Consider the following 19830-nt stretch of genomic DNA (forward strand, 5'->3'; position numbering starts at 1 on the left):
TATGCAGGTTTTGAGAGTAAAGCGTACAGATACCAGCTGCTGCTAGTATCTGTCATTATTCGAGTTTTCGATGTAATAAGGTATGATGAATAGTGACCTCTAACCCTAGCGCTGCTAGTAGCTTAGAGTATCGGGCTGATATTACAGCTCGTTTTCGTACTCATCAGCAGTCAGTAATGCTTCGTAGTCAGCGATGTTGTCAGGCTTCATTCTAAAGAACCAACCTTCACCATATGGGTCAGAGTTGATGATTTCAGGATCATCTTCTAGTGCTTCGTTGATTTCCACAACTTCACCTGAGATAGGTGCATAAACGTCAGAAGCGGCTTTTACTGATTCAACCACTGAGATTTCGTCATCAACAGCAATGATGTCGCCGACGTCTGGTAATTCAACAAATACCACGTCACCCAGTAGGTCTTGAGCGTGGTCAGTGATACCAACAGTGATAGTGCCGTCGTCTTCTAAGCGTAACCATTCGTGGCTGGCAATGTATTTTAGTTCTGCTGGGATGTTGCTCATGGTCTCTCTCCTACGTGATAGAGGTTAATTAACAAGAATAGTAAAGCTAAAGCTAATAGAGGCTAATAATAGAATTTATAAAGCCTATGAGTCAAACTGCTGCTTGCCATTACGAACAAACGGTAGTTTAAGAACGCGTACATCAACGAATTTACCTTTGCCGCGCAGATCAACTTGGACGTTATCATCGTCTGATACGCTGGCAGGAATACGGGCAATCGCGATTGAGTTTTTGAGGCTAGGGGAGAATGTACCACTGGTAATGATACCAGTTTGCTCATTGTCTGTGCCTTGATTGATGGTCACTGTCATGCCTTCACGCAATACGCCGCGAGTCGTTAGTAGTAGACCCACTTGCTTCATTGCAGTGTTGTCCTCTTTTGACTGCTTGCGTTTGCTAACCATGGCAGTGCGGCCGACGAAGTCACGCTCATCTTTTAGCGCCAGTGTCCAACCCATATTACATTCATAAGGGCTGATGGAGTCGTTCATGTCATGACCATATAGGTTCATGCCGGCTTCCATACGCAAAGTATCACGTGCACCGAGGCCCGCAGGTTTGATGCCATTGGTTTTTAATTGCTCAAAGAATGCGGGTGCATCATCGCCATGCATGATGACTTCGACGCCATCTTCACCTGTGTAACCGGTACGCGCAACGAACCAATCTGTGCCTTCGATGTCTGTTAAGTCAGCACCAACGAAAGGCTTGAGTCCTGCTAAGGTATCTGCCCAGCTAGGTTTGGCCTGTGCCAGTTTTTCTACGGCGTTTGGACCTTGAACAGCAATCATCGCAAGCTCAGGGCGCTCAGTGATGGTAATGTCAAAGCTTTCGGCGACTTTGTGGAACTGTGCCATGTCTTTATCGCGAGTGGCAGCATTAGAGACGATACGGTATTCAGTGGCTTCTTCATTCATTAGATAGACGATCAAATCGTCGATGACGCCACCTTGCTCATTTAGCATGCCAGAGTAGAGGGCTTTACCGACAGTTTTTAGTTTCTCGACATCGTTGGCCAGCAGTTTCTGTAGCCATGCTTTTGCATCGCTGCCTTTGATATCAGCCACGACCATATGTGAGACGTCAAACATCCCTGCGTCAGTACGAACGGCTTCATGCTCTTCTATTTGTGAGCCATAATGAATCGGTAATTCCCAACCAGAGAAATCCACCAGTTTGCCGTCACTGTCGACGTGAGACTGATATAGAGGAGTGCGTTGAGGCGCTTGATTTTGAGCTTGGTTATCTTGAGTATCGGTCATAACAAATCCTTATGTGTACATCAGTCATACTCAAAAAGTATAGAAACGGATGCGCATTATCATAGTAGTGAGAAGCAACATTGCAAGGTGCAAGTATTACATCAAAGGGTGGCACAAAAAATAAATAGAAAACCGTAGACCAAACAGACGCTGAACGTCGGTTTAAGCAATAGCCCTATCTGTCCTGTGACCTGAGATTTTCAACACGAATCATCACTATGTGGTTTTTAATCTAAACCTGCTATTGATGATAGCGTATTTTCTCCCCTTCGGTGGGTAAAACGTCGTCCGCTTTACCGCTCTCCAGATTTGTTATGCCTAATGTTTGAGTTATGCACGCTTGATGGCGTTTAACTAAACAATAATGACATGTGTTTTTTCAGTCCTTTTACCTGAGCGATTGGCAGGGTAGATGCGCCTTCGGTGGTCGTATAGCAATTATAGACATCGTATGACCAATGCGGTTTGATACGAGGCAGATGCTTACAGACTCTCTCCTGAAAAACGCTTTTATTATGAAAGGTTAATCGTATTTTTACAAGCCATCAACCGCATTAAAGTGGATAATTTTGGCAAAAATGACTTTTTGAGAGGATTGTCAATACAAGTATCAATAAATAGACGGTTTTTATGTCTGTCAAATTGCAGTGAATATAGGGCGACTACTGACACCAAAACATAAAGCGACTACTGATAATCTCCCAAAATATGCTAACCTATGGCGATAGTTTCTGATAGGTTGTTTTTATGCATTGCGATATTTATAAATTTCCAAAACATGACGATATGTATGTCTATATTGCTCGCCCTGATTATCCAGATGATACCGATGAGATTAGGGATTGGTTGGGTGTTTTGCCCAAAGATTTCCGTGCAGGCTTAGGCCGTAGTAAGTTTGTTATGCATCTAGATTTGGCAGCCACACCAACGCTGGCCCGTGTTGATAAAGCAGAAGTATTGGCAAAGCTAGAGTCACAAGGATATTTTGTGCAGATGCCGCCGCAAGATGTCATGCGTCGCCAAGCAGAATTACGGGCCCGTGAATCGCAAGATAATATTTACGACTAGTGTCTTTATTATAAGGCGTTTGCTGCAAGGCTGTTTTAGACAAATCCTTGAGACGAGCTCCTCAGAAAGCAATCAACAAAACGTTTAGTAAACATTTGGTCACATGCATTTTGGTAGAGAGTCGTGATAAACTAGCGGCCTATCAAGTGTGCATGTCGATGATGTATTCGTTGTTACTGATTATAGTAGGGCAGTATCTAGTGTCTGCCTGCAAAAACGAAAAGACGCACAATTTATAAACGCAAATAGTGAAACGCGTATGGACTGGTTAAAAAATATCGTACATCTCTTACCGTTAGAAGCCATCAGTGATATTCTCGGTGAGGTTGCTATTTGGTGGGGGCAGATGGTTAAAGACGTGCCACCTGCGGATTTACCAATGTATGCTTACCTTGGCGGTGTCGTTATCGTATTGGTATTATGGTTGTTGGTCGCTCGTATGCTACCGAAACCACTGGGCGGTATGAGTTGGATGTTACTGTTTGCTGTTTTATTAGCACCTGGCACTGCTCTGAATGACCCTAGTGTATTAGCACCTGCTAGTATTCACGTTGTCTATTCTATTATGATGAAAGATTTTGCTGGTGCGATAGCTGGCATGGTGCCGATATTGGTGGTGTTAGTGGCGGGATTGTTTGTTGGTTTTATTTGGCAACTCATCCGTGGTGCTTTTGAATCGAGCTTAGACAAAGCACGTAGAAGCAGTGCAGAAGATACGCAGGCGACGATGCAGTTGACGACAGGCAGTTATTTGCCAGGAAGTGATACATTAACTGAACAACCTGATGTCACTCCGCAGTCTGGTAAAACGCCTTTAGCAGCTAAGGCCGACACAGAGGTTAGCTTAAAGAAAGACAGTAGCTTAACTAAAAGTTCCAAGGCAGAAAAATCTGATAAGTTATAAAGCGGTTGTTAATAGTAAGTACTTTATAAATAATTCAAAGCGCTGAAATAATAAAATAAGACTTTATAAAAAAGACACCTTGCGTGTCTTTTTTTTTTGAGATTTTTTACCCCTCCTGAGAGAGATAGTCGGTTCAATATAATTTGGATACAAGGAAGGCGAGTGAAAGCATTTAGCGTGATGAGAAGTTCATACTATGTTTATTAATCGCGAAGCTTAGCAATCGCGAACGCATGAGTATTTTGGCAATGAACAAGGCTGTGCTAATCTAAATGATAATTTATTTTCCATCGATTACTTTTAATAATTTGATGACTCCTAACAGCCTTAATGTATAACAATAACTGAGACTCGATTATGACCACGACTGACAAGACTAAGAAAAGCTTTACCGGTACCAGTAGTTATATTGCTACTGATGATTTACAGCTAGCGGTAAATGCAGCAATGACGCTACAAAAGCCACTGCTGATCAAAGGTGAGCCGGGCACCGGTAAGACGCTACTGGCAGAAGAGGTGGCAGAGAGTTTAGGTATGCCCCTAATTACTTGGCATGTCAAATCGACTACTAAAGCTGAGCAAGGTCTGTACGAGTATGATGCAGTATCACGCTTACGTGATTCACAATTGGGTGACGATAAGGTCTATGACATTGCCAACTATATCAAGCCAGGTAAGCTGTGGGATGCATTCACCAGTACAGAGCGCAGCGTGCTATTGATTGATGAGATTGATAAAGCCGATATTGAGTTCCCAAATGATTTGCTGCATGAGCTAGATAAGATGTCATTTTATGTTTATGAAACGGGCGAAACCATCACCGCCGCGCAGCGCCCAGTGGTTATTATTACCTCAAACAATGAAAAAGAGTTGCCGGATGCATTTTTGCGTCGTTGCTTCTTTCATTATATTGATTTCCCTGAAGAGCAGACCATGCGTCAAATTATTGACGTGCATTTTCCTGATATTCAAGAAAAACTGGTCAATGACGCACTCGATATCTTTTATAAGCTGCGTGGTATTCAAGGGCTCAAAAAGCCACCATCAACGTCTGAATTGGTCGATTGGTTGACCTTGTTACTCGCTGACGACATGGCACAAGCAGAATTAGAAGAAAACCTGCGTGGTGAAAAGTCTATTCCACCACTATATGGTGCGCTGCTTAAAAACGAGGCCGATGTGAGTCTATTGCAGCGCTTTGCCAATATGATGCGTCGCTAGCCTGTCAGCATTAGAAGGCGACTTAACTGCCTTGTTATCATGGTTTGAGCTTATCAATACTAGGCCCAGTCATAACCCAATCAGCCAATAAGTGATGCGTAGCTTATGTTTATCAAACTGTTTTATACCTTGCGTACTTACGGCGTACCAGTCAGTACACGTGAGCTACTTGATCTAAATGCCGCGTTAGAGCAAGGGCTGATGATGCAGCCGCACCCAGAAGACCCAACATTGACCACCTTTGCCAGTCGTGAAGACATGTATCGTTTGATTCGGCTATGCATGGTTAAAGACGAGCGCCACTTCGATAAGTTTGATCGGGCAATGGCGGATTATTTCGAAGGTGTCGATAGTCTAGATCTGGATGAGCTATTGGCCAAGCTGACGGACGTGCCCAAAGAATGGCTCGATTTAAAGCTTGATCCAAAGAATCTAACCGAAGAGCAACGTCGACTACTCAAAAAGTATGGCTCGCTAGAGGAGCTAATGAAAGCGCTGGAGGAACGTCTTGAAGAACAAAAAGAACGTCATCAAGGTGGTAGCAAATGGGTTGGCACAGGTGGTACTTCACCATTTGGTGCCTATGGCGATCATCCAGAAGGCGTTCGGGTTGGTGGCGAGTCACGTAAGCGCAGCGCTGCCAAAGTTTGGGAACAGCGTAAATATCGCAATCTAGACGACGATAGTCAGCTTGGTACGCGTCAAATTCAGATGGCACTACGTAATCTGCGCCAGTTTGCGCGGACAGGCAGTGCTGATGAGCTTGATATTAAAGAAACCATCAGGCGAACCGCAAAAAAAGGCGTGCTTGATATCCATATGCAGGCTGAACGCCGAAACCGTGTCAAAGTATTGATGCTGTTTGATGTGGGCGGTAGTATGGATGTCCATGTCGAAGCGCTTGAAAAGCTATTCTCTGCGGCAAAAAATGAGTTTAAAACCTTAGAGTTCTTTTATTTTCACAACTGTCTGTATGATTATGTGTGGAAAGACAACAATCGTCGTCATAGCGCGCCGATGCCAACCTATGAGCTGCTCAATAAATATGGGCGAGAGTATCGGGTGATATTCGTTGGCGATGCATCGATGTCGCCGTATGAGCTTATGACGGTGGGCGGCAGTGTCGAGTATATGAATAACGAAGCGGGTATCGTATGGCTGAAACGGGTACTGGATCATTTTGATAAAGTCGCTTGGCTCAATCCGGAAAATCCTACATATTGGCAATATACTCAAACCATCGTTGAAATCAAAAAACTCGTGGATAACAAGATGTATCCCATGACCTTGCATGGCGTGGAAGAGATGACCGGTTACTTAGCACGGTAGTTCTGACGTTTATGCTATAGTCAATCCTCTATAAACTGGATACAGTATCAGTCTCGCTTAGTCTACTACTTGTAGTACTTTCACTCGCCTTCCGTGTATCCAAATTATATTGAATCGACTATCACTTATAAAATCTATTAGTTCTGATTGAATTCTTATGAGAGCAGCCGTTATGACAACATAATGGCTGCTTTTTTTGTTTAAAAATAAGCAATATGACAATTCGGCATTGGTATGCTGAGTAAAACATGATAACATTCATTTTAAATGAATCTTATAAGTATTCTTATTTAAGATATTTACTTAAAGATTCTTATCTCCTGTTTTTTAATATATCAACTCGACCACACACTGAGAAACAACATGGCTTCACCAAAAACATTAGAAATCGTCACAGCAACCGTTCCTGTACTTGAAGAGCATGGCGTTGCGATTACCACCGTATTTTATAGAAACATGTTTAATGAGCATCCTGAGCTGTTAGATATTTTTAATGAGACCAATCAAAAACTAGGGCGTCAACAGACCGCTCTGGCTACAACAGTATTAGCCGCTGCTAAGCATTTGGACAAATTGGCTACGCTATTGCCGCAAGTGACTCAGATTAGCCATAAACATAGAGCGTTACAGATTTTGCCTGAGCATTATCCTATCGTCGGTAAGCATTTGATCGGTGCGATAAAAGAAGTGCTAGGAGAGGCAGCCACTGACGACATCATTACTGCTTGGACGGAAGCTTATGATGAGATCGCCTCGGTATTTATTCAGATTGAACATGGCATGTATAAAGAGGCGATGTGGCAAGGGTTTGCGCCTTTTAAAGTGACCGAAAAGGTAGCGGCCGCTACGGATATCGCAGCCTTTACAGCAGTGCCAGTGAACGATAATGGAGATAGTAATCAAGATATTGACCTGAGTAAATTGAAGTTAACCGCTGGTCAATATATTACGGTGAAAACAGATCCAGCAGACAGCGATCATATTGCGCTGCGTCATTACTCTTTATACTCTGCCAGTACCGATGCAGGTATTCAGTTTGCTGTTCGACGTGATAACCGTAATGAGCATCATGGCTTGGTCTCTAACTATATGCATGATCAATTAAAAGTCGGTGACACGGTTTTACTATCGGCACCAGCTGGTGACTTTGCGCTTAATCAAGATTTGGTACAACAGAACGAGATTCCGTTGGTATTGATGAGTGCTGGGGTCGGGGTAACACCTGTGCTGTCTATGTTAGAGGCGCAAGTATTGGCCAATCCGAAACGACCTATTGTTTGGGTTTATGCGTGCCAAAATGCCACACATCATGCTTTTTCTGATCAGGTAGAGGCATTACTCGCAAAGGCTGAAAACGTAGAAAAGCATATCTTTTACTTTGAGTCAGGACAGTTATTAGATGCTGCATGGCTTGAAACATTGCCTAAGCCTGCCGATATCTATGTATGTGGATCAATGCCATTTATGGAAAGTATGATTGATGGGTTAGTGGGATTAGATCATGGTGTCGATAGTGTCCATTATGAACCGTTTGGCCCTAAAATGAGCTTGGGTGGTTAAGTTTTTAACATATAGTCGGTGAACTACTAAACCGTTACGGCGTTACCTTCCTTAGATGTACTATTTGTACAATCTGCAGTCGGCTGTCTTGTACCCATTTTAGAGTTCTTTGCCTATAATATTAAAAATAAACGTTTATAAAAAAGCACTTAGCGTGAAATAATCATGCTAAGTGCTTTTTGTGCAATGTAATATGAGAAGAGGTAAGGAGTTGGGCATTAATATTGAAATGTAGATGCGTATTACTCTTTATTTTCAACCACACCAATCATCACACCCATCTCTTTTTTATCATGCTTATCAATGCTAGGTGCATATAATGCCGATGCAATTCCGCCATCTAAAAACAGTGCATTCGGGCAGCTTAAGTTGTCTTTAAATAGGGATGCAAATTGATAAAACGTGACGGGTTCATCGCTATTCACAAACTGTATGCTGCCATCATCACACACGCCTGCACCATTACGAATCTTAAGTGAGGTGCTATCAGGTTTGAACTGTGGATGTATCTCATTATTGATGACCAGCATAGGGCCTGATTGGGTGGCATACCAAGGCTGCGCTTTATCCTCTGTAAGTAACTCATTTAAGGCATTACTTCCTGTAATCTGTACCTTCCCAGACTTATCCCACCACATGACCCCATTGGGTAGCAGGTGAAAATTACCGCCGCCTTCGTTGAGGTTTAATGCACGAACTTCTTTACCTTCAATGATGGTGTAGCCAATCGGTGCATAGTCTTTATTGTACATACCCGCATTCATGGCAAAGCTAAGCGCTTGATTGCTTGGTAATGTCGACATCAAATTATCAAAAGTTAGCAAGGGCTGATCACTCTCAGACTGTTGCCAAAACAACTTTAATGAGTAACGGCCATCAATCAATGCTTCCGCTTTAATACGACAGGCACTATAAGAAAAAGGGGCATCCTGAGACTGGCACGACCAGTTTTCTGTGTCGCTATGAGTGGCAGTAGTATCTATCGGCTGGCAAGCGCTGATACTAAATGAGAGCAGGGCGACTGTGCATAAAGGTAAAGTATGAGAAAAACTTGGCATTAATTATGGGTCTTTTATCATAAGGAAAGAGATATCAGTGGTCATGGCTCACCGATGATGAATCGCTAATGCTTACTCACTGTTAGGTGGAAAGTCGCGAAAGGTATTATTGACATTGCCCATCATGATACCAGTAGTATTATTGTTTGCTTGATCGTTTGTTGCTTGATCGCCCGCTTTTAAAGTTGGCGCTTGCGTTTGTTTGCCTGTATCTCGCGAGTCCTTATTGTAGGCAATCAATGCGTCATTATCGGCAAGGAAGCTATCCGCTGTCGACATCACCCACATCTGATTAAACACGTCTGCACGGGCACTTTGATCAAGTAATGCACCTCTATCGGTGAAATAAAAGAACTTCGATAACAGTTTGATTTGTCCATCTTCTAAACGACGCGCAATATGGTAAGGCTGTAGCTGGCTTGGATGCTGTAAACCGACTGCGCCTACGATACTAGCAAGTGATTTTAGCGTATTCTTATGGAAGCTTGCAACGCGCTCGGCTTTACTTGGGACATCAAGCGCTTTTTGGCGATAAGGATCTTGAGTCGCTACACCGGTCGGGCAAGTGTTGGTATGACAAGAGCGCGACTGGATACAACCGACGGCAAACATAAAGCCACGTGCCGAGTTACACCAGTCTGCACCCAAGGCAATCATACGAGCAATATCAAAGCCAGAGACGATTTTGCCACTTACGCCTAGTCTAACCTTGTCACGAATACCTGCGCCAACTAAGGTGTTATGAACCAACAAAAACCCATCAACCATTGGCATACCGACATTGTCCATAAACTCGACAGGTGCCGCACCTGTACCACCCTCAGCACCATCAATGACGATAAAATCAGGATAGTTATCCATCTCAATCATGGCTTTGACAATCGCCATAAACTGCCATGGCTGACCAATACAAAGTTTGAAGCCAACAGGTTTGTCACCAGATAGTTCACGTAACTGCTGCCAAAACGCCACGAGCTCACGCGGGGTACTAAAAGCGGTATGTGAAGAGGGTGAAATGCAATCTTGACCAAGCGGTACTTGACGCGTGTCAGCAATCTCTTGGGTGATTTTCTCCGCTGGTAGCACGCCGCCTTTACCCGGCTTAGCGCCTTGCGATAGCTTTATCTCGATCATTTTGACTTGCGGATCAACGGCTTTTTCTGCAAAAGACTGTGCATCAAAATCGCCATTGGCATCGCGGCAACCGAAATAACCCGTACCCAATTCCCAAATCAAATCGCCACCGAACTTACGATGATGAGGGCTGATAGCACCTTCACCTGTGTCATGCGTAAAGCCGCCTATTTTAGCACCTTGATTGAGTGCCATAATAGCGTTGGCAGACAAGCTACCAAAGCTCATCGCTGAGATATTGAATACCGACATCTCATGCGGCTGCTGACAACGTTCACCACCAACCATGATTTTAAAGTCTTTATTCTCTAGAGGTTGGCTGACCGCTGATTGTAAAAACCACTCTTTGCCATGCGCATATAGGTCATCTAGCGTACCAAACGCATTGGTATCACTGACGTTCTTAGCACGCTGATAGACCAAAGCACGCTGCTGGCGCGAAAACGGTACTTGTTCTTTATCATCCTCGAGCAAGTATTGACGAATCTCAGGGCGAAAGTCTTCCAACACATAGCGGACATGACCTGCGATAGGGTAGTTATTTAAGATGGCATGCTTGGATTGAATGACATCGTAAATGCCCAAAGCTACCCCAAATCCACCAATGAGAATCAGCCACCAGTTCAGCAATAATAACCCTGCTAAAAACAGAAAAACGGCTGCGGCAAAGGTGCTGTAGCGCAACAGTACACCGATTAAATAGGGCGAATTACTTTTTGGTTCGGGATTTAGATTGGTACGAGATTGGGGCATAGCGAGGCTCGGTAATAAAACATGGAAATTAAAAAACGCGGTAATTATATATAACAGATAAAAAGAATATGTCTCAAGCATCAATACGTATGATGTTGAGAGCAAATAATATTTATCTTAACTTATAATTAACGCGCATATTGTACGGTTATGATATCACGGCTTAGCGATAATTGAGTAAGGTATGATTGTGCCATGACTTTCTCAACAAATCACTCGTACCAAAGTTTTCTGCTCATCAATCGCCTCAAACTTAATGTCAACGGGCAAAAACTGTTCAATTAACCATGCTTGGGTTTCGGTATGTTGGCTGATGACTCGAGCGGTAAACTCGCCACCACCAGATAATGCCAGTGGCAATAGCAACTGGTCTGTTAAGTACTCATCAACCAGCGCATTGGTTTTAAAGAGATAACGTTTAACCAAGCCTGCTAGTCGATTGCCTATTTTCTCAGCTGACGTGCGTTTTTCGCCCAGTAGCGTAAATATTTCGTGATGTAGATGATCGCCACATTCATGAGTAACCTGTGCATAGCACGTATTGCCTTCACCGATACCGTCTAGCTTATTGGCTCTAGTAGTAATAAGTGAGTCATCCACTCCGCTTTCAAGCAGTACGGATTTAGCGCTGGCAAGCTCGCGTTTGCCAATGTCATATTCCAAATTTAGGACGCTGGCTACTAATGCGATATTTGTCAGCGCTCCACGTTCGGTTAGGCGTAGTGGCTTGGCATCAGCACGGCGCATAAACGGGGTAATGGTTGCTTTAATCACGCCGCCACCGATGGGCGCAAAGCCTGCTTGCACACATTCAATATTAACGTGCATGCCTAGTTTCGCCAATGCAGGAACAAATGCCTGCTGCAAAAAGTCCGTGGTTGGTGCTAATGGATTATGCGTACCGCCTTTTATGCTCACTGTTGAGTGGGTACTTTGATCTGTACTAGAAAACAGTAGAGCAGGGAGTAGCGTTTGTAGCACCAAACTGGTACTGCCAGCCGAGCCAATATCAAAATGGTAATCACCTGATCGAATCGCACTCGGCGCAAAGCGAAACGATGTGCTGCCTAACGCTGCGCCTGATACGCTAGCGTTCGATATCTGTTGTGACGCTTGCACGCACATCAAGTGCTGCCGCATTAATCCTGATTTGGCTCGCCCAGCGCGGATATTGGTCATTTCAATGGGTATGCCTGTCAGCATCGATAATGAGAGAGCGGTACGAATGATTTGTCCGCCACCTTCGCCAGTGCTGCCATCTATTTTTAGGGTCGCACGCTTGGTGCTCGCAGTATGGGCACTGGCATTACTGGCGCTTTGGTTGGACATAAAGCTCATTGGTACACTCTCAAAGTTTAATTTTTCGTAAAGCGGGATGTGATTGTTTTATCGTGCGTGCTTAATTCACTATCAATTACTATCAATTACTATCAAATAAAAGAGCCTAAAAAATACGGTATGACGCATATTTTTTAGGCCCTGTTGATCAATCAATCTATCAACGTTTAGCTGTTGAATTTTTTCGCTAATAACTCTTTGATAAACGTCACGACGGCTGCGCTGTGCTCAGAGTTTTTGATTTCATCTAATAGCTCAGCTTTTGACATGCTTTGGTATCTTTGTATGTCTTCGCTACTGATGTTTTTTGCGCTGTCGATCAAGCCTGATAGGCCATTTTCATCGTTATCACCGCCTGTTACAGCGCCTAACATATCGTTCATGTTCATCATGGGTATTTCCTCGTATAAAAGTCATTATCAAATTTTCAATGTGAAAATCATTATAAAAATGCGCCGTGGTTACATACCACACACACTTTAGTTTACCGCATCTATATTCGTTTAGGGGTATTAAAGTCGCCCTTTTTAGATAATGATTATGCGTCGGGAAGATGGGTTTTAGCCAAAATTTTTACATGGCTTATGATCAATGGCTTTAAAAATAAGATTGAAACCGACTGTCAGTGTCTGGTGATAAGGTCTAAATAGTGCGGTGTAACAAGTGACGAGTAGGGGCATGAATAGTAAAAAAGACGTTTGCCCGCAACGTCAAGTAGCCACTGCAGTATTTGTTCAACCCCCTGTTGTGTAGTGCGGGGTCTTAACACTCGCTCAGTCGGTTCCAAAAGGGTGTTCTATAGTCACTTCACTATAAAAGTAGTCATTTAAAAGTAGTGATTTAAAAGAAACTACTCTGCTAAATCGATTTGCCAGTTATTGGCTTGAATCACAATATTGATTTGCCGCAGTTTCATGGCAATATCATCCGCTTGCTTCTGTAAACCAGCCACTGACACCATGACATTATATTTAATCTCACGATGGCTATAACGGTCTGTTTCGGTATGCGTGGCTGCTATGGCATCGATCAATAGTTTATGGCGCATCTCTAAGGTATCGCGCTCCACCAACAGCGTTAGCATCGATTGACCGTTATCCGTCTTTGCAATTGCATTGGTACGGTGAATACGTTCAATCAGGTTGGACAACTCAGCGATGATTTGGCTGGCATCAACCATCAATGCGTTTGGGTCCTCAGATGGCGTATCGCCTTCTTGCACTTTGATATTGGCGTTGATACGACCCTTAATTTGAGCTAGCTTCTTTTGCATATCGCTACGGATCAGTAGGGCTTCTGCGAGTTTCATTTTGATTCTCTCTTATTTTTTATAGTCGTAATAAATACATTCTATAAAGGCAAAGTTGTCGTTGTTATAGTTATTAATGTGAATGACTTTTTCCTCTTCTGGAGGATCGTAAGACATATATCCTTGAGCAATATGCGTATCTACCTGATAATCCTCATTCACTAAATCTTTGATAATTTGTAAAATCCATTTAGTATTGGAGACATTCATGTCATCGGGTTCTTCTTCATACCATTTTTGTAGTTGTGAAAAGCTTAAGTCTTTTGCTATTTCGTATTCAAAGGTACGGAAGAAACAACTGCAACATTCTGGATCACCTGTGGCTAAACGATATTTGTATTTATACTTTACGTTGTCTTCATTTCCATTGTCAGTAATTGATTCAAAAAATGCTGCTGAGGAGTTATAGGTTGATAGGTCATTTGGTGAGTCTGTACTAAAGCTCAGTTCATAACACATGGTGACATCCTTATTTTCAGTTGTAGCGAAGAAATAGTGAGTTAGTTTTTTCATAGCTTTCCAAATAACTGATTTTATCTCTATGACTGTCTAATACTAATAACACTAGAGAGCAATTCCTGTTTGTTCGCAATATTGTTTGATGGCTTGAAAATATTGAGATTTAGAGAATGTTAAGTTAATCGCTGGCTCAAACACAGTTTGATATTCAGTATATTCCCACGCAATAAGCTTCCACTCTACGGTTTGATCGCCAACGATTATTTCTGTAGAAAAAACCCCACAATGATCACAAGCGCAATGACAGCTATAAAGAACTAACCGAGTTGACGCTAAGCCGTTTGTAAATAATTTTTGACCTAATAGCTGCGATATATAATTGCGTTGTAAAAAATCACAGAAATTGAGGTCATTACTTATGTTTCCTAAATGGCGACAGTCTCCAAGCAGTTCTATTAATGGTTTGCCATCAATATAAAATTCAACGATTTTTTATATCATTTAATTCAGAGTCATCAGGAAAATAGTAATTGATCAAACCCATTTGAAAATGATTCATAATTTAGCCTGTATCCTTTGGCTCTGCCCAAAAAGTAATATTTGCTTCTTCTAAATCGTTTACATCTAGCCCACAGTATTTGACAGTAGTATCTAAATGCGGGAATTCAGCCTTGAGCTGGTAGACCCATAGCTTGGCTTCTCACCCTTTAACACAAACCACCTGACACAAGGTATGTACCACTTCTACCAAGTCGCTTTGCGCTTGCATCACGTCATCAATATTTTTATAAGCCGCTGGAATCTCATCAATCACATCTGCGTCCTTTCGGCATTCTACGCCCTCGGTCTGCGCAATTTGATCGGCGACCGTAAATACCTTTTTGGCCTCGGTACGTGACATGATACGACCTGCACCATGCGAGCAAGAGCAAAACGATTCTTCGTTCCCTTTACCACGCACGATAAATGACTTGGCACCCATTGATCCCGGAATGATTCCGTATTCACCAACGCGGGCACGGACAGCGCCTTTGCGGGTCACAAATACTTCCTCGCCATAATGCTGTTCTTTTTCTACATAGTTATGATGACAGTTCACTGCTTTTACGGCGGCATCAAATGGTTTAGGTATGATGTGGCGTAGCGCTTTGATGGCTTTTTCCATCATGATTTCACGGTTTTTAAAGGCAAAACGCTGCGCCCAACCAACCGCAAACCAATAATCATCAAAATGCTCTGTACCCTCGGCAAAGTAGGCCAAATCTTTATCTGGCAAATTAATAAACCACTTGCGCATGTCCTCACGTGCCAGCTCAATAAAGTAGCGACCAATGGCATTACCCACACCGCGTGAGCCTGAGTGCAGCATGATCCAAACTTGGTCAGTTTCATCAAGGCACACCTCGACGAAATGGTTACCCGTACCCAGCGTACCCAAATGATTAAGGTTATTGGTGTTTTTAAGCTTAGGGTGCTTTTGGGTTATATAGTTAAAGTCATCAACCAGCGTTCCCCAACCGTTCATTACGGTATCATCAGGGTTTGCCCATGCGCCAACATCACGGCGTGACCCGCGACCACGCGTTTTACTACGACCATGTGGAATGGCTTTTTCTAGTTCGGTACGCAGACCAAGCAAGCTATCTGGCAAATCGTCTGCGGTTAGGGTGGTTTGCACTGCCATCATTCCGCAGCCGATATCGACGCCAACGGCAGCCGGAATAATCGCTTCTTTGGTTGGCAATACCGTACCGATAGTCGCGCCAATACCGACATGGACATCGGGCATCACCGCAAGCCATTTATATACAAACGGCATTTTTGATGCTTTGATCAATTGGTCGTGTGCTTTTGGGTCAACGGGCACGCCCTTGGTCCAAAGTCTAATCGGCGTTCCACCGTCTTGAATGATGTTATGAGTGGTTGGTTGCATATTGTATTCCTTAGCGTTGCAAAGTTTGTTTATTATGAAAGATAACTCTTACTTTATATAATGCTAAGGGCGTGCCAAGTTTTTAGAATATTTGGAATTTATTTATAAGTACTTGATATATTTGAATAAATTAAAAAATAAAATTAACTATATAATGTAGGCTATAATTAAAATAATTTTTATTAATATAATATTTTATAAAAATATAGAAATTTAACTATAAAAGGTCGAGGTATATGGATAAGAGATACCAAGTATTTGTGAGTTCTACGTTTGCAGATTTAAAAGATGAGCGAAGCAATGTCATTCAAACGCTTATGGAAATGGACTGTATACCCGCTGGGATGGAGCTATTTCCTGCTCTAGATGAAGAGCAATTTGAATTCATTAAAAAAGTGATTGATGACAGTGATTATTACTTACTTATTATAGGTGGTAGATACGGTAGTCTGTCTGATGAGGGTGTTAGCTACACAGAAATGGAATACGATTATGCTATCAGTAAAGGTATTAAGGTTATCGCATTAGTCCACGGTAGTCCTGAAAAATTAGCGGTTGAAAAAGTCGAAATGGATTCTGAAGCACGACAAAAACTACAAATTTTTAGAGAGAAGGTAACGACTAATCGTTTGGTGAAATTTTGGGATGATGCGAAAGAGTTATCTGGTTTAGTTGCACTTAGTTTGCCCAAAACGATTAAAACTTATCCAGCCGTTGGTTGGGTGAGAGGTAATGAGGCAACTGACAATACTGATTTATTAAAGCAACTAAATGAGCTTAGACAAGACAAAGATAAGCTTGAAAAACAGGTTCAAGAGTTACAAAAGAATAAGAGTGAACTGTCAAATGTAGCTCAAGGTGATGATGAGGTTTTAATTTCCGTGAAATGTAAGATACTAGAAGACGATCAAGAACAAAATAAGTCTTGGGAGCAAAATGTAACCTGGAATAACTTGTTTAAATGTATTGGTCCAAGAATTTTCAAAAGAGAGTATGAAGATGTAGTTGATGATGTTTTAAGTGAATACATAGCTTCAAGGAAATATGAAAAACTCAACTCTTCACAAATAGATTCTACTGACTTTGAAAAAATAAAAATTCAATTTCTAACTTTAGGTTACACTAAATTCTCTGGTGTAGGCTCCACTAACTATTGGCAAATAACACCTGAAGGGCAAAAATATTTATTGGAAATAATGTCAATTAAGCGTGAAGCTGTGGAAGCTAACAATGAATAAAACCGCCGTCATCGGCTTCCTCGGTACTACCTTAGACAATGGCTTTAACGATAAGCGTTGGCAACGTTGGCGACCAACCGTCAGTCTAGGTTTGCATGATGGGCTGTTGGTCGATGAGCTGCATATCTTATATAGCAAGCGCGATAAGCGCCTATTTAAAATCATTGTCGATGACGTGGCACAAGTTAGTCCGAACACTACCGTTATTGGTCATCATGTGGCATTGATTAGTCCGTGGGATTTTGCAGACGTTTATGCTGAGCTGTATGACTTTGCTGCAGGGTTTGATTTTCAGGACAGTACCGATTACTTGCTGCATCTGACCACAGGTACGCACGTTGCGCAGATTTGCTGGTTTTTATTGGTAGAAGCAGGATTTATTCCTGCAGATTTGATTCAGACTTCTCCTTACCCAAGACCTGACCAAGCCGATCCGCAAGGGCGCTATCAAGTGATTGATTTGGACGTCTCGCGCTATGATGGCTTACGTGAACGCTTTGAAGCAGAAAAACAGCAACATTGGCAAACCTTACAAGCCAATTTAGTCACACAAAATGCCGCTTATCAAAAGCTCATCTCTGATATCGAAAAGGTCGCTACTCGCTCAACCGCACCCATACTATTGATGGGCGCAACAGGGGCGGGCAAGTCGCAACTGGCAGGCCAAATTTACGCGCTCAAAAAAGCCAAAGCCAGCAGCACGCAAGGCAAAAATACGCTTGATACATTCGTGGAAGTAAACTGCGCCACCCTACGTGGTGACACGGCCATGAGTGTGTTATTCGGTCATGTCAAAGGGGCATTTACGGGCGCTGCGACGAGTCGGGATGGGTTGCTAAAGTCAGCTGATGGAGGTTTATTATTTTTAGATGAAATCGGTGAATTAGGGCTTGATGAGCAAGCGATGCTATTAACCGCACTGGAGGAGCAGCGCTTTTATCCGCTCGGTAGTGATACATCGATTAGCGTGTCGTTTCAGCTAATGGCAGGCACCAATAAAGACTTGCGGCAAGCGGTCGCCAATGGCGAGTTTCGAGCGGATTTGTTTGCGCGTCTTAATACATGGACGTTTTTTCTGCCATCGCTGAAAGATAGGTTAGAGGACTTACCTGCCAATATCGACTATGAGCTAGCGCGCCTCGGTAGCGAGCAGCAGCAGCAATATCGATTCACCCCAGAATCAAGGCAGCTGTATGAAAGCTTTGCAATGAGTCAAGATGCGACATGGCAGGGGAACTTTCGTGATTTGACTGCCAGTATGATTCGCCTGGCCACGCTGGCTGAAAGTAAAGTCATTCGCAATGATGATGTACAAGCGGAGATTGAGCGCTTAACGCATCTTTGGGAATTGCCTGACAGCTTGAATGGATTGAATAGGTTAGGCAGTGATAGTAAAGGTAATAAAGCGACTAAAAATAGCCTAAGCAGTAATGGCCCCGATGCTACTTTAAATAGTGAAACCGTTGAGCATGGTAGCCATAATGTTTTGCGCCAATATCTCGATGAGCAGACTCTTGCGACTATTGATCCATTTGATGCAGTGCAACTGGCGTATGTGATTGAGATTTGTATTAACCATAAAAACCAAGCAGCAGCAGGCCGCTATCTATATGCGAATTCGCGCGATAAACTAAAAAGCCCGAATGATAGCGATAGACTGCGTAAGTATCTGCTAAAGTTTGGGCTTAGGTTTGATGAGTTAAAATGAAGTATCTTCCATAAGATAAAACCCATCAACTAAGTCAAGATACTTATACTATAGTTTTATGGTTTATTCTCTTTTAAACGCCCGAACCAATCCGCTCCGCCAACGCCTGTAATTTTGGCACTATCATCGCAGCATAGTCATCTACTTTCCAGTTGGCACTTGGCACACTGGCATTGAGCGAGTAGGTATATTGCCCAGTGGCGACATCAAACACGCCAATGGCTACTGCCAATATATCGGTAGAAAACTCCCCATCAGACACGGTATAGCCGTATTTTTCATAATGCTCTGCCGCGCTGGCTAGGGCAGTTTGCGCGTGGTTATAATCCTCGATAGATAACTGTTCTTGTAAATTACTCTGAATCACAGCCTGTCTCGCTTGCGTACTTGCCGCATAAAAAGCACGTCCAATGGCAGTACGTGCGACGGGTACAGCTGAGCCAACTTGCAAGTTAACTGACAGGCGAGCAGGGCTACGACAGCAGGCGTGATAGCGCATCTCTCCTTCGACTTCGGTTGCCAAATTCACTGATACTTCATTCTCACTAGCAAACTGTCGCAGTAAAGGTTCAGCCGCTGCGACCATATCGTGGCGACTCCACGCGGTCGCACTTAGACGTACAGCACTACTGCCCAATTGATAATGTCCGTGCTCAGTGACACGTAAAAACCCAAGCGTAGTTAAGGTATGGATAAGACGGGTAATGGTTGCTTTTGGCAGATCTGTCATCTGACACAGCTGCTGATGGGTGAGCCGCTCATGATGCTCAAAAGCCGCCAGTATGATCAGTCCCCGTGCCAATGCAGTCACAAACTGTCGGTCGTTCTCTTCTTTGCTCTGACTCATAACGCCATGCATGCGTTCTAATAGTGGCGTAACTGTCGATGATGGTTTTGTCATTTTATTCCTATCTCTTTTGATGGCGATATTTTTTGATAAAGGTTTACAGCGCAGCGAAAGTTTGCTTTAATAGTTTTAAATTATGAAACTAAGTTTTGCACAGCGGAATAACGAAGTCAATGACTTGTTAGA

General features: G+C 42.9%; 17 protein-coding genes and 2 riboswitches. Of the genes, 7 read left to right on the forward strand and 10 right to left on the reverse strand.

Going from position 1 to position 19830, the window contains the following annotated elements; all coding sequences use genetic code 11:
* Positions 1-141 precede the first annotated feature (141 nt).
* Together gcvH and gcvT are read right to left on the reverse strand one after the other, a co-directional pair.
* Positions 142-522: a glycine cleavage system protein GcvH gene (gcvH, locus tag JMW61_RS08825; RefSeq protein WP_110922708.1), complete on the reverse strand. Its 381-nt coding sequence runs from the start codon at positions 520-522 to the stop codon at positions 142-144.
* Between the two features lie 84 nt (positions 523-606).
* Positions 607-1785, reverse strand: coding sequence for a glycine cleavage system aminomethyltransferase GcvT (gene gcvT, locus JMW61_RS08830; protein WP_201550533.1), 1179 nt, complete (start codon positions 1783-1785; stop codon positions 607-609).
* Between the two features lie 169 nt (positions 1786-1954).
* Positions 1955-2102: riboswitch (glycine riboswitch) on the reverse strand.
* A 53-nt stretch (positions 2103-2155) separates the two neighbouring features.
* Positions 2156-2295, reverse strand: a riboswitch (glycine riboswitch).
* A gap of 237 nt (positions 2296-2532) precedes the next feature.
* On the opposite strand from gcvT, the gene JMW61_RS08835 reads away from it, so the two are divergent.
* The 5 genes from JMW61_RS08835 (at position 2533) to JMW61_RS08855 (ending at position 7867) form a co-directional block, all read left to right on the forward strand.
* Positions 2533-2853 (forward strand): YcgL domain-containing protein, encoded by a 321-nt coding sequence (locus JMW61_RS08835; RefSeq protein ID WP_201550535.1) that lies wholly within the window; start codon positions 2533-2535, stop codon positions 2851-2853.
* Positions 2854-3112: 259 nt separating this feature from the next.
* A complete protein-coding gene (locus JMW61_RS08840) occupies positions 3113-3757 on the forward strand; it encodes a hypothetical protein (protein ID WP_201550537.1) in 645 nt (214 codons plus the stop codon).
* A gap of 357 nt (positions 3758-4114) precedes the next feature.
* On the forward strand, positions 4115-4978 hold the full coding sequence (locus JMW61_RS08845) for an AAA family ATPase (protein WP_201550539.1): 864 nt from the start codon (positions 4115-4117) through the stop codon (positions 4976-4978).
* Between the two features lie 105 nt (positions 4979-5083).
* Positions 5084-6307, forward strand: coding sequence for a vWA domain-containing protein (locus JMW61_RS08850; protein ID WP_201550541.1), 1224 nt, complete (start codon positions 5084-5086; stop codon positions 6305-6307).
* A 363-nt stretch (positions 6308-6670) separates the two neighbouring features.
* A complete protein-coding gene (locus JMW61_RS08855) occupies positions 6671-7867 on the forward strand; it encodes a globin domain-containing protein (RefSeq protein WP_201550543.1) in 1197 nt (398 codons plus the stop codon).
* A 242-nt stretch (positions 7868-8109) separates the two neighbouring features.
* On the opposite strand, the gene JMW61_RS08860 is transcribed toward JMW61_RS08855, so the two are convergent.
* From JMW61_RS08860 to JMW61_RS08890, 7 genes are all read right to left on the reverse strand, one after another.
* Positions 8110-8925 carry a phosphodiester glycosidase family protein gene (locus JMW61_RS08860; protein WP_197217666.1) on the reverse strand — a complete coding sequence of 272 codons (816 nt, stop codon included), beginning with the start codon at positions 8923-8925 and terminating at the stop codon, positions 8110-8112.
* A 72-nt stretch (positions 8926-8997) separates the two neighbouring features.
* Positions 8998-10812: an FMN-binding glutamate synthase family protein gene (locus JMW61_RS08865; protein ID WP_201550545.1), complete on the reverse strand. Its 1815-nt coding sequence runs from the start codon at positions 10810-10812 to the stop codon at positions 8998-9000.
* 204 nt (positions 10813-11016) lie between these two features.
* Positions 11017-12141, reverse strand: a complete 1125-nt coding sequence (gene rtcA, locus JMW61_RS08870) for an RNA 3'-terminal phosphate cyclase (RefSeq protein ID WP_197217670.1) — start codon at positions 12139-12141, stop codon at positions 11017-11019.
* A 176-nt stretch (positions 12142-12317) separates the two neighbouring features.
* Positions 12318-12542 (reverse strand): hypothetical protein, encoded by a 225-nt coding sequence (locus JMW61_RS08875; protein WP_197100067.1) that lies wholly within the window; start codon positions 12540-12542, stop codon positions 12318-12320.
* Between the two features lie 458 nt (positions 12543-13000).
* Positions 13001-13459 (reverse strand): DIP1984 family protein, encoded by a 459-nt coding sequence (locus tag JMW61_RS08880; RefSeq protein WP_201550547.1) that lies wholly within the window; start codon positions 13457-13459, stop codon positions 13001-13003.
* Positions 13460-13471: 12 nt separating this feature from the next.
* Complete coding sequence (locus JMW61_RS08885) at positions 13472-13972, reverse strand: hypothetical protein (protein WP_201550549.1); 501 nt, start codon at positions 13970-13972, stop codon at positions 13472-13474.
* 646 nt (positions 13973-14618) lie between these two features.
* Positions 14619-15851, reverse strand: coding sequence for an RtcB family protein (locus JMW61_RS08890; RefSeq protein ID WP_201550552.1), 1233 nt, complete (start codon positions 15849-15851; stop codon positions 14619-14621).
* A gap of 236 nt (positions 15852-16087) precedes the next feature.
* Here JMW61_RS08890 and JMW61_RS08895 point away from each other — a divergent pair, with 236 nt between their 5' ends.
* On the forward strand, positions 16088-17089 hold the full coding sequence (locus JMW61_RS08895; RefSeq protein WP_201550554.1) for a DUF4062 domain-containing protein: 1002 nt from the start codon (positions 16088-16090) through the stop codon (positions 17087-17089).
* Entirely contained in the window at positions 17082-18797 is a 1716-nt protein-coding gene (gene rtcR, locus JMW61_RS08900) for an RNA repair transcriptional activator RtcR (protein ID WP_201550556.1), read from the forward strand. Before JMW61_RS08895 ends, rtcR begins: the two co-directional genes overlap by 8 nt.
* Positions 18798-18870: 73 nt before the next feature.
* Here rtcR and JMW61_RS08905 read toward each other — a convergent pair whose 3' ends face one another.
* Positions 18871-19698, reverse strand: a complete 828-nt coding sequence (locus JMW61_RS08905; protein ID WP_227687425.1) for an IclR family transcriptional regulator — start codon at positions 19696-19698, stop codon at positions 18871-18873.
* Positions 19699-19830 lie beyond the last annotated feature (132 nt).

Origin of the sequence: Psychrobacter fjordensis, assembly GCF_904845995.1 — a bacterium.
Taxonomy (GTDB): domain Bacteria; phylum Pseudomonadota; class Gammaproteobacteria; order Pseudomonadales; family Moraxellaceae; genus Psychrobacter; species Psychrobacter fjordensis.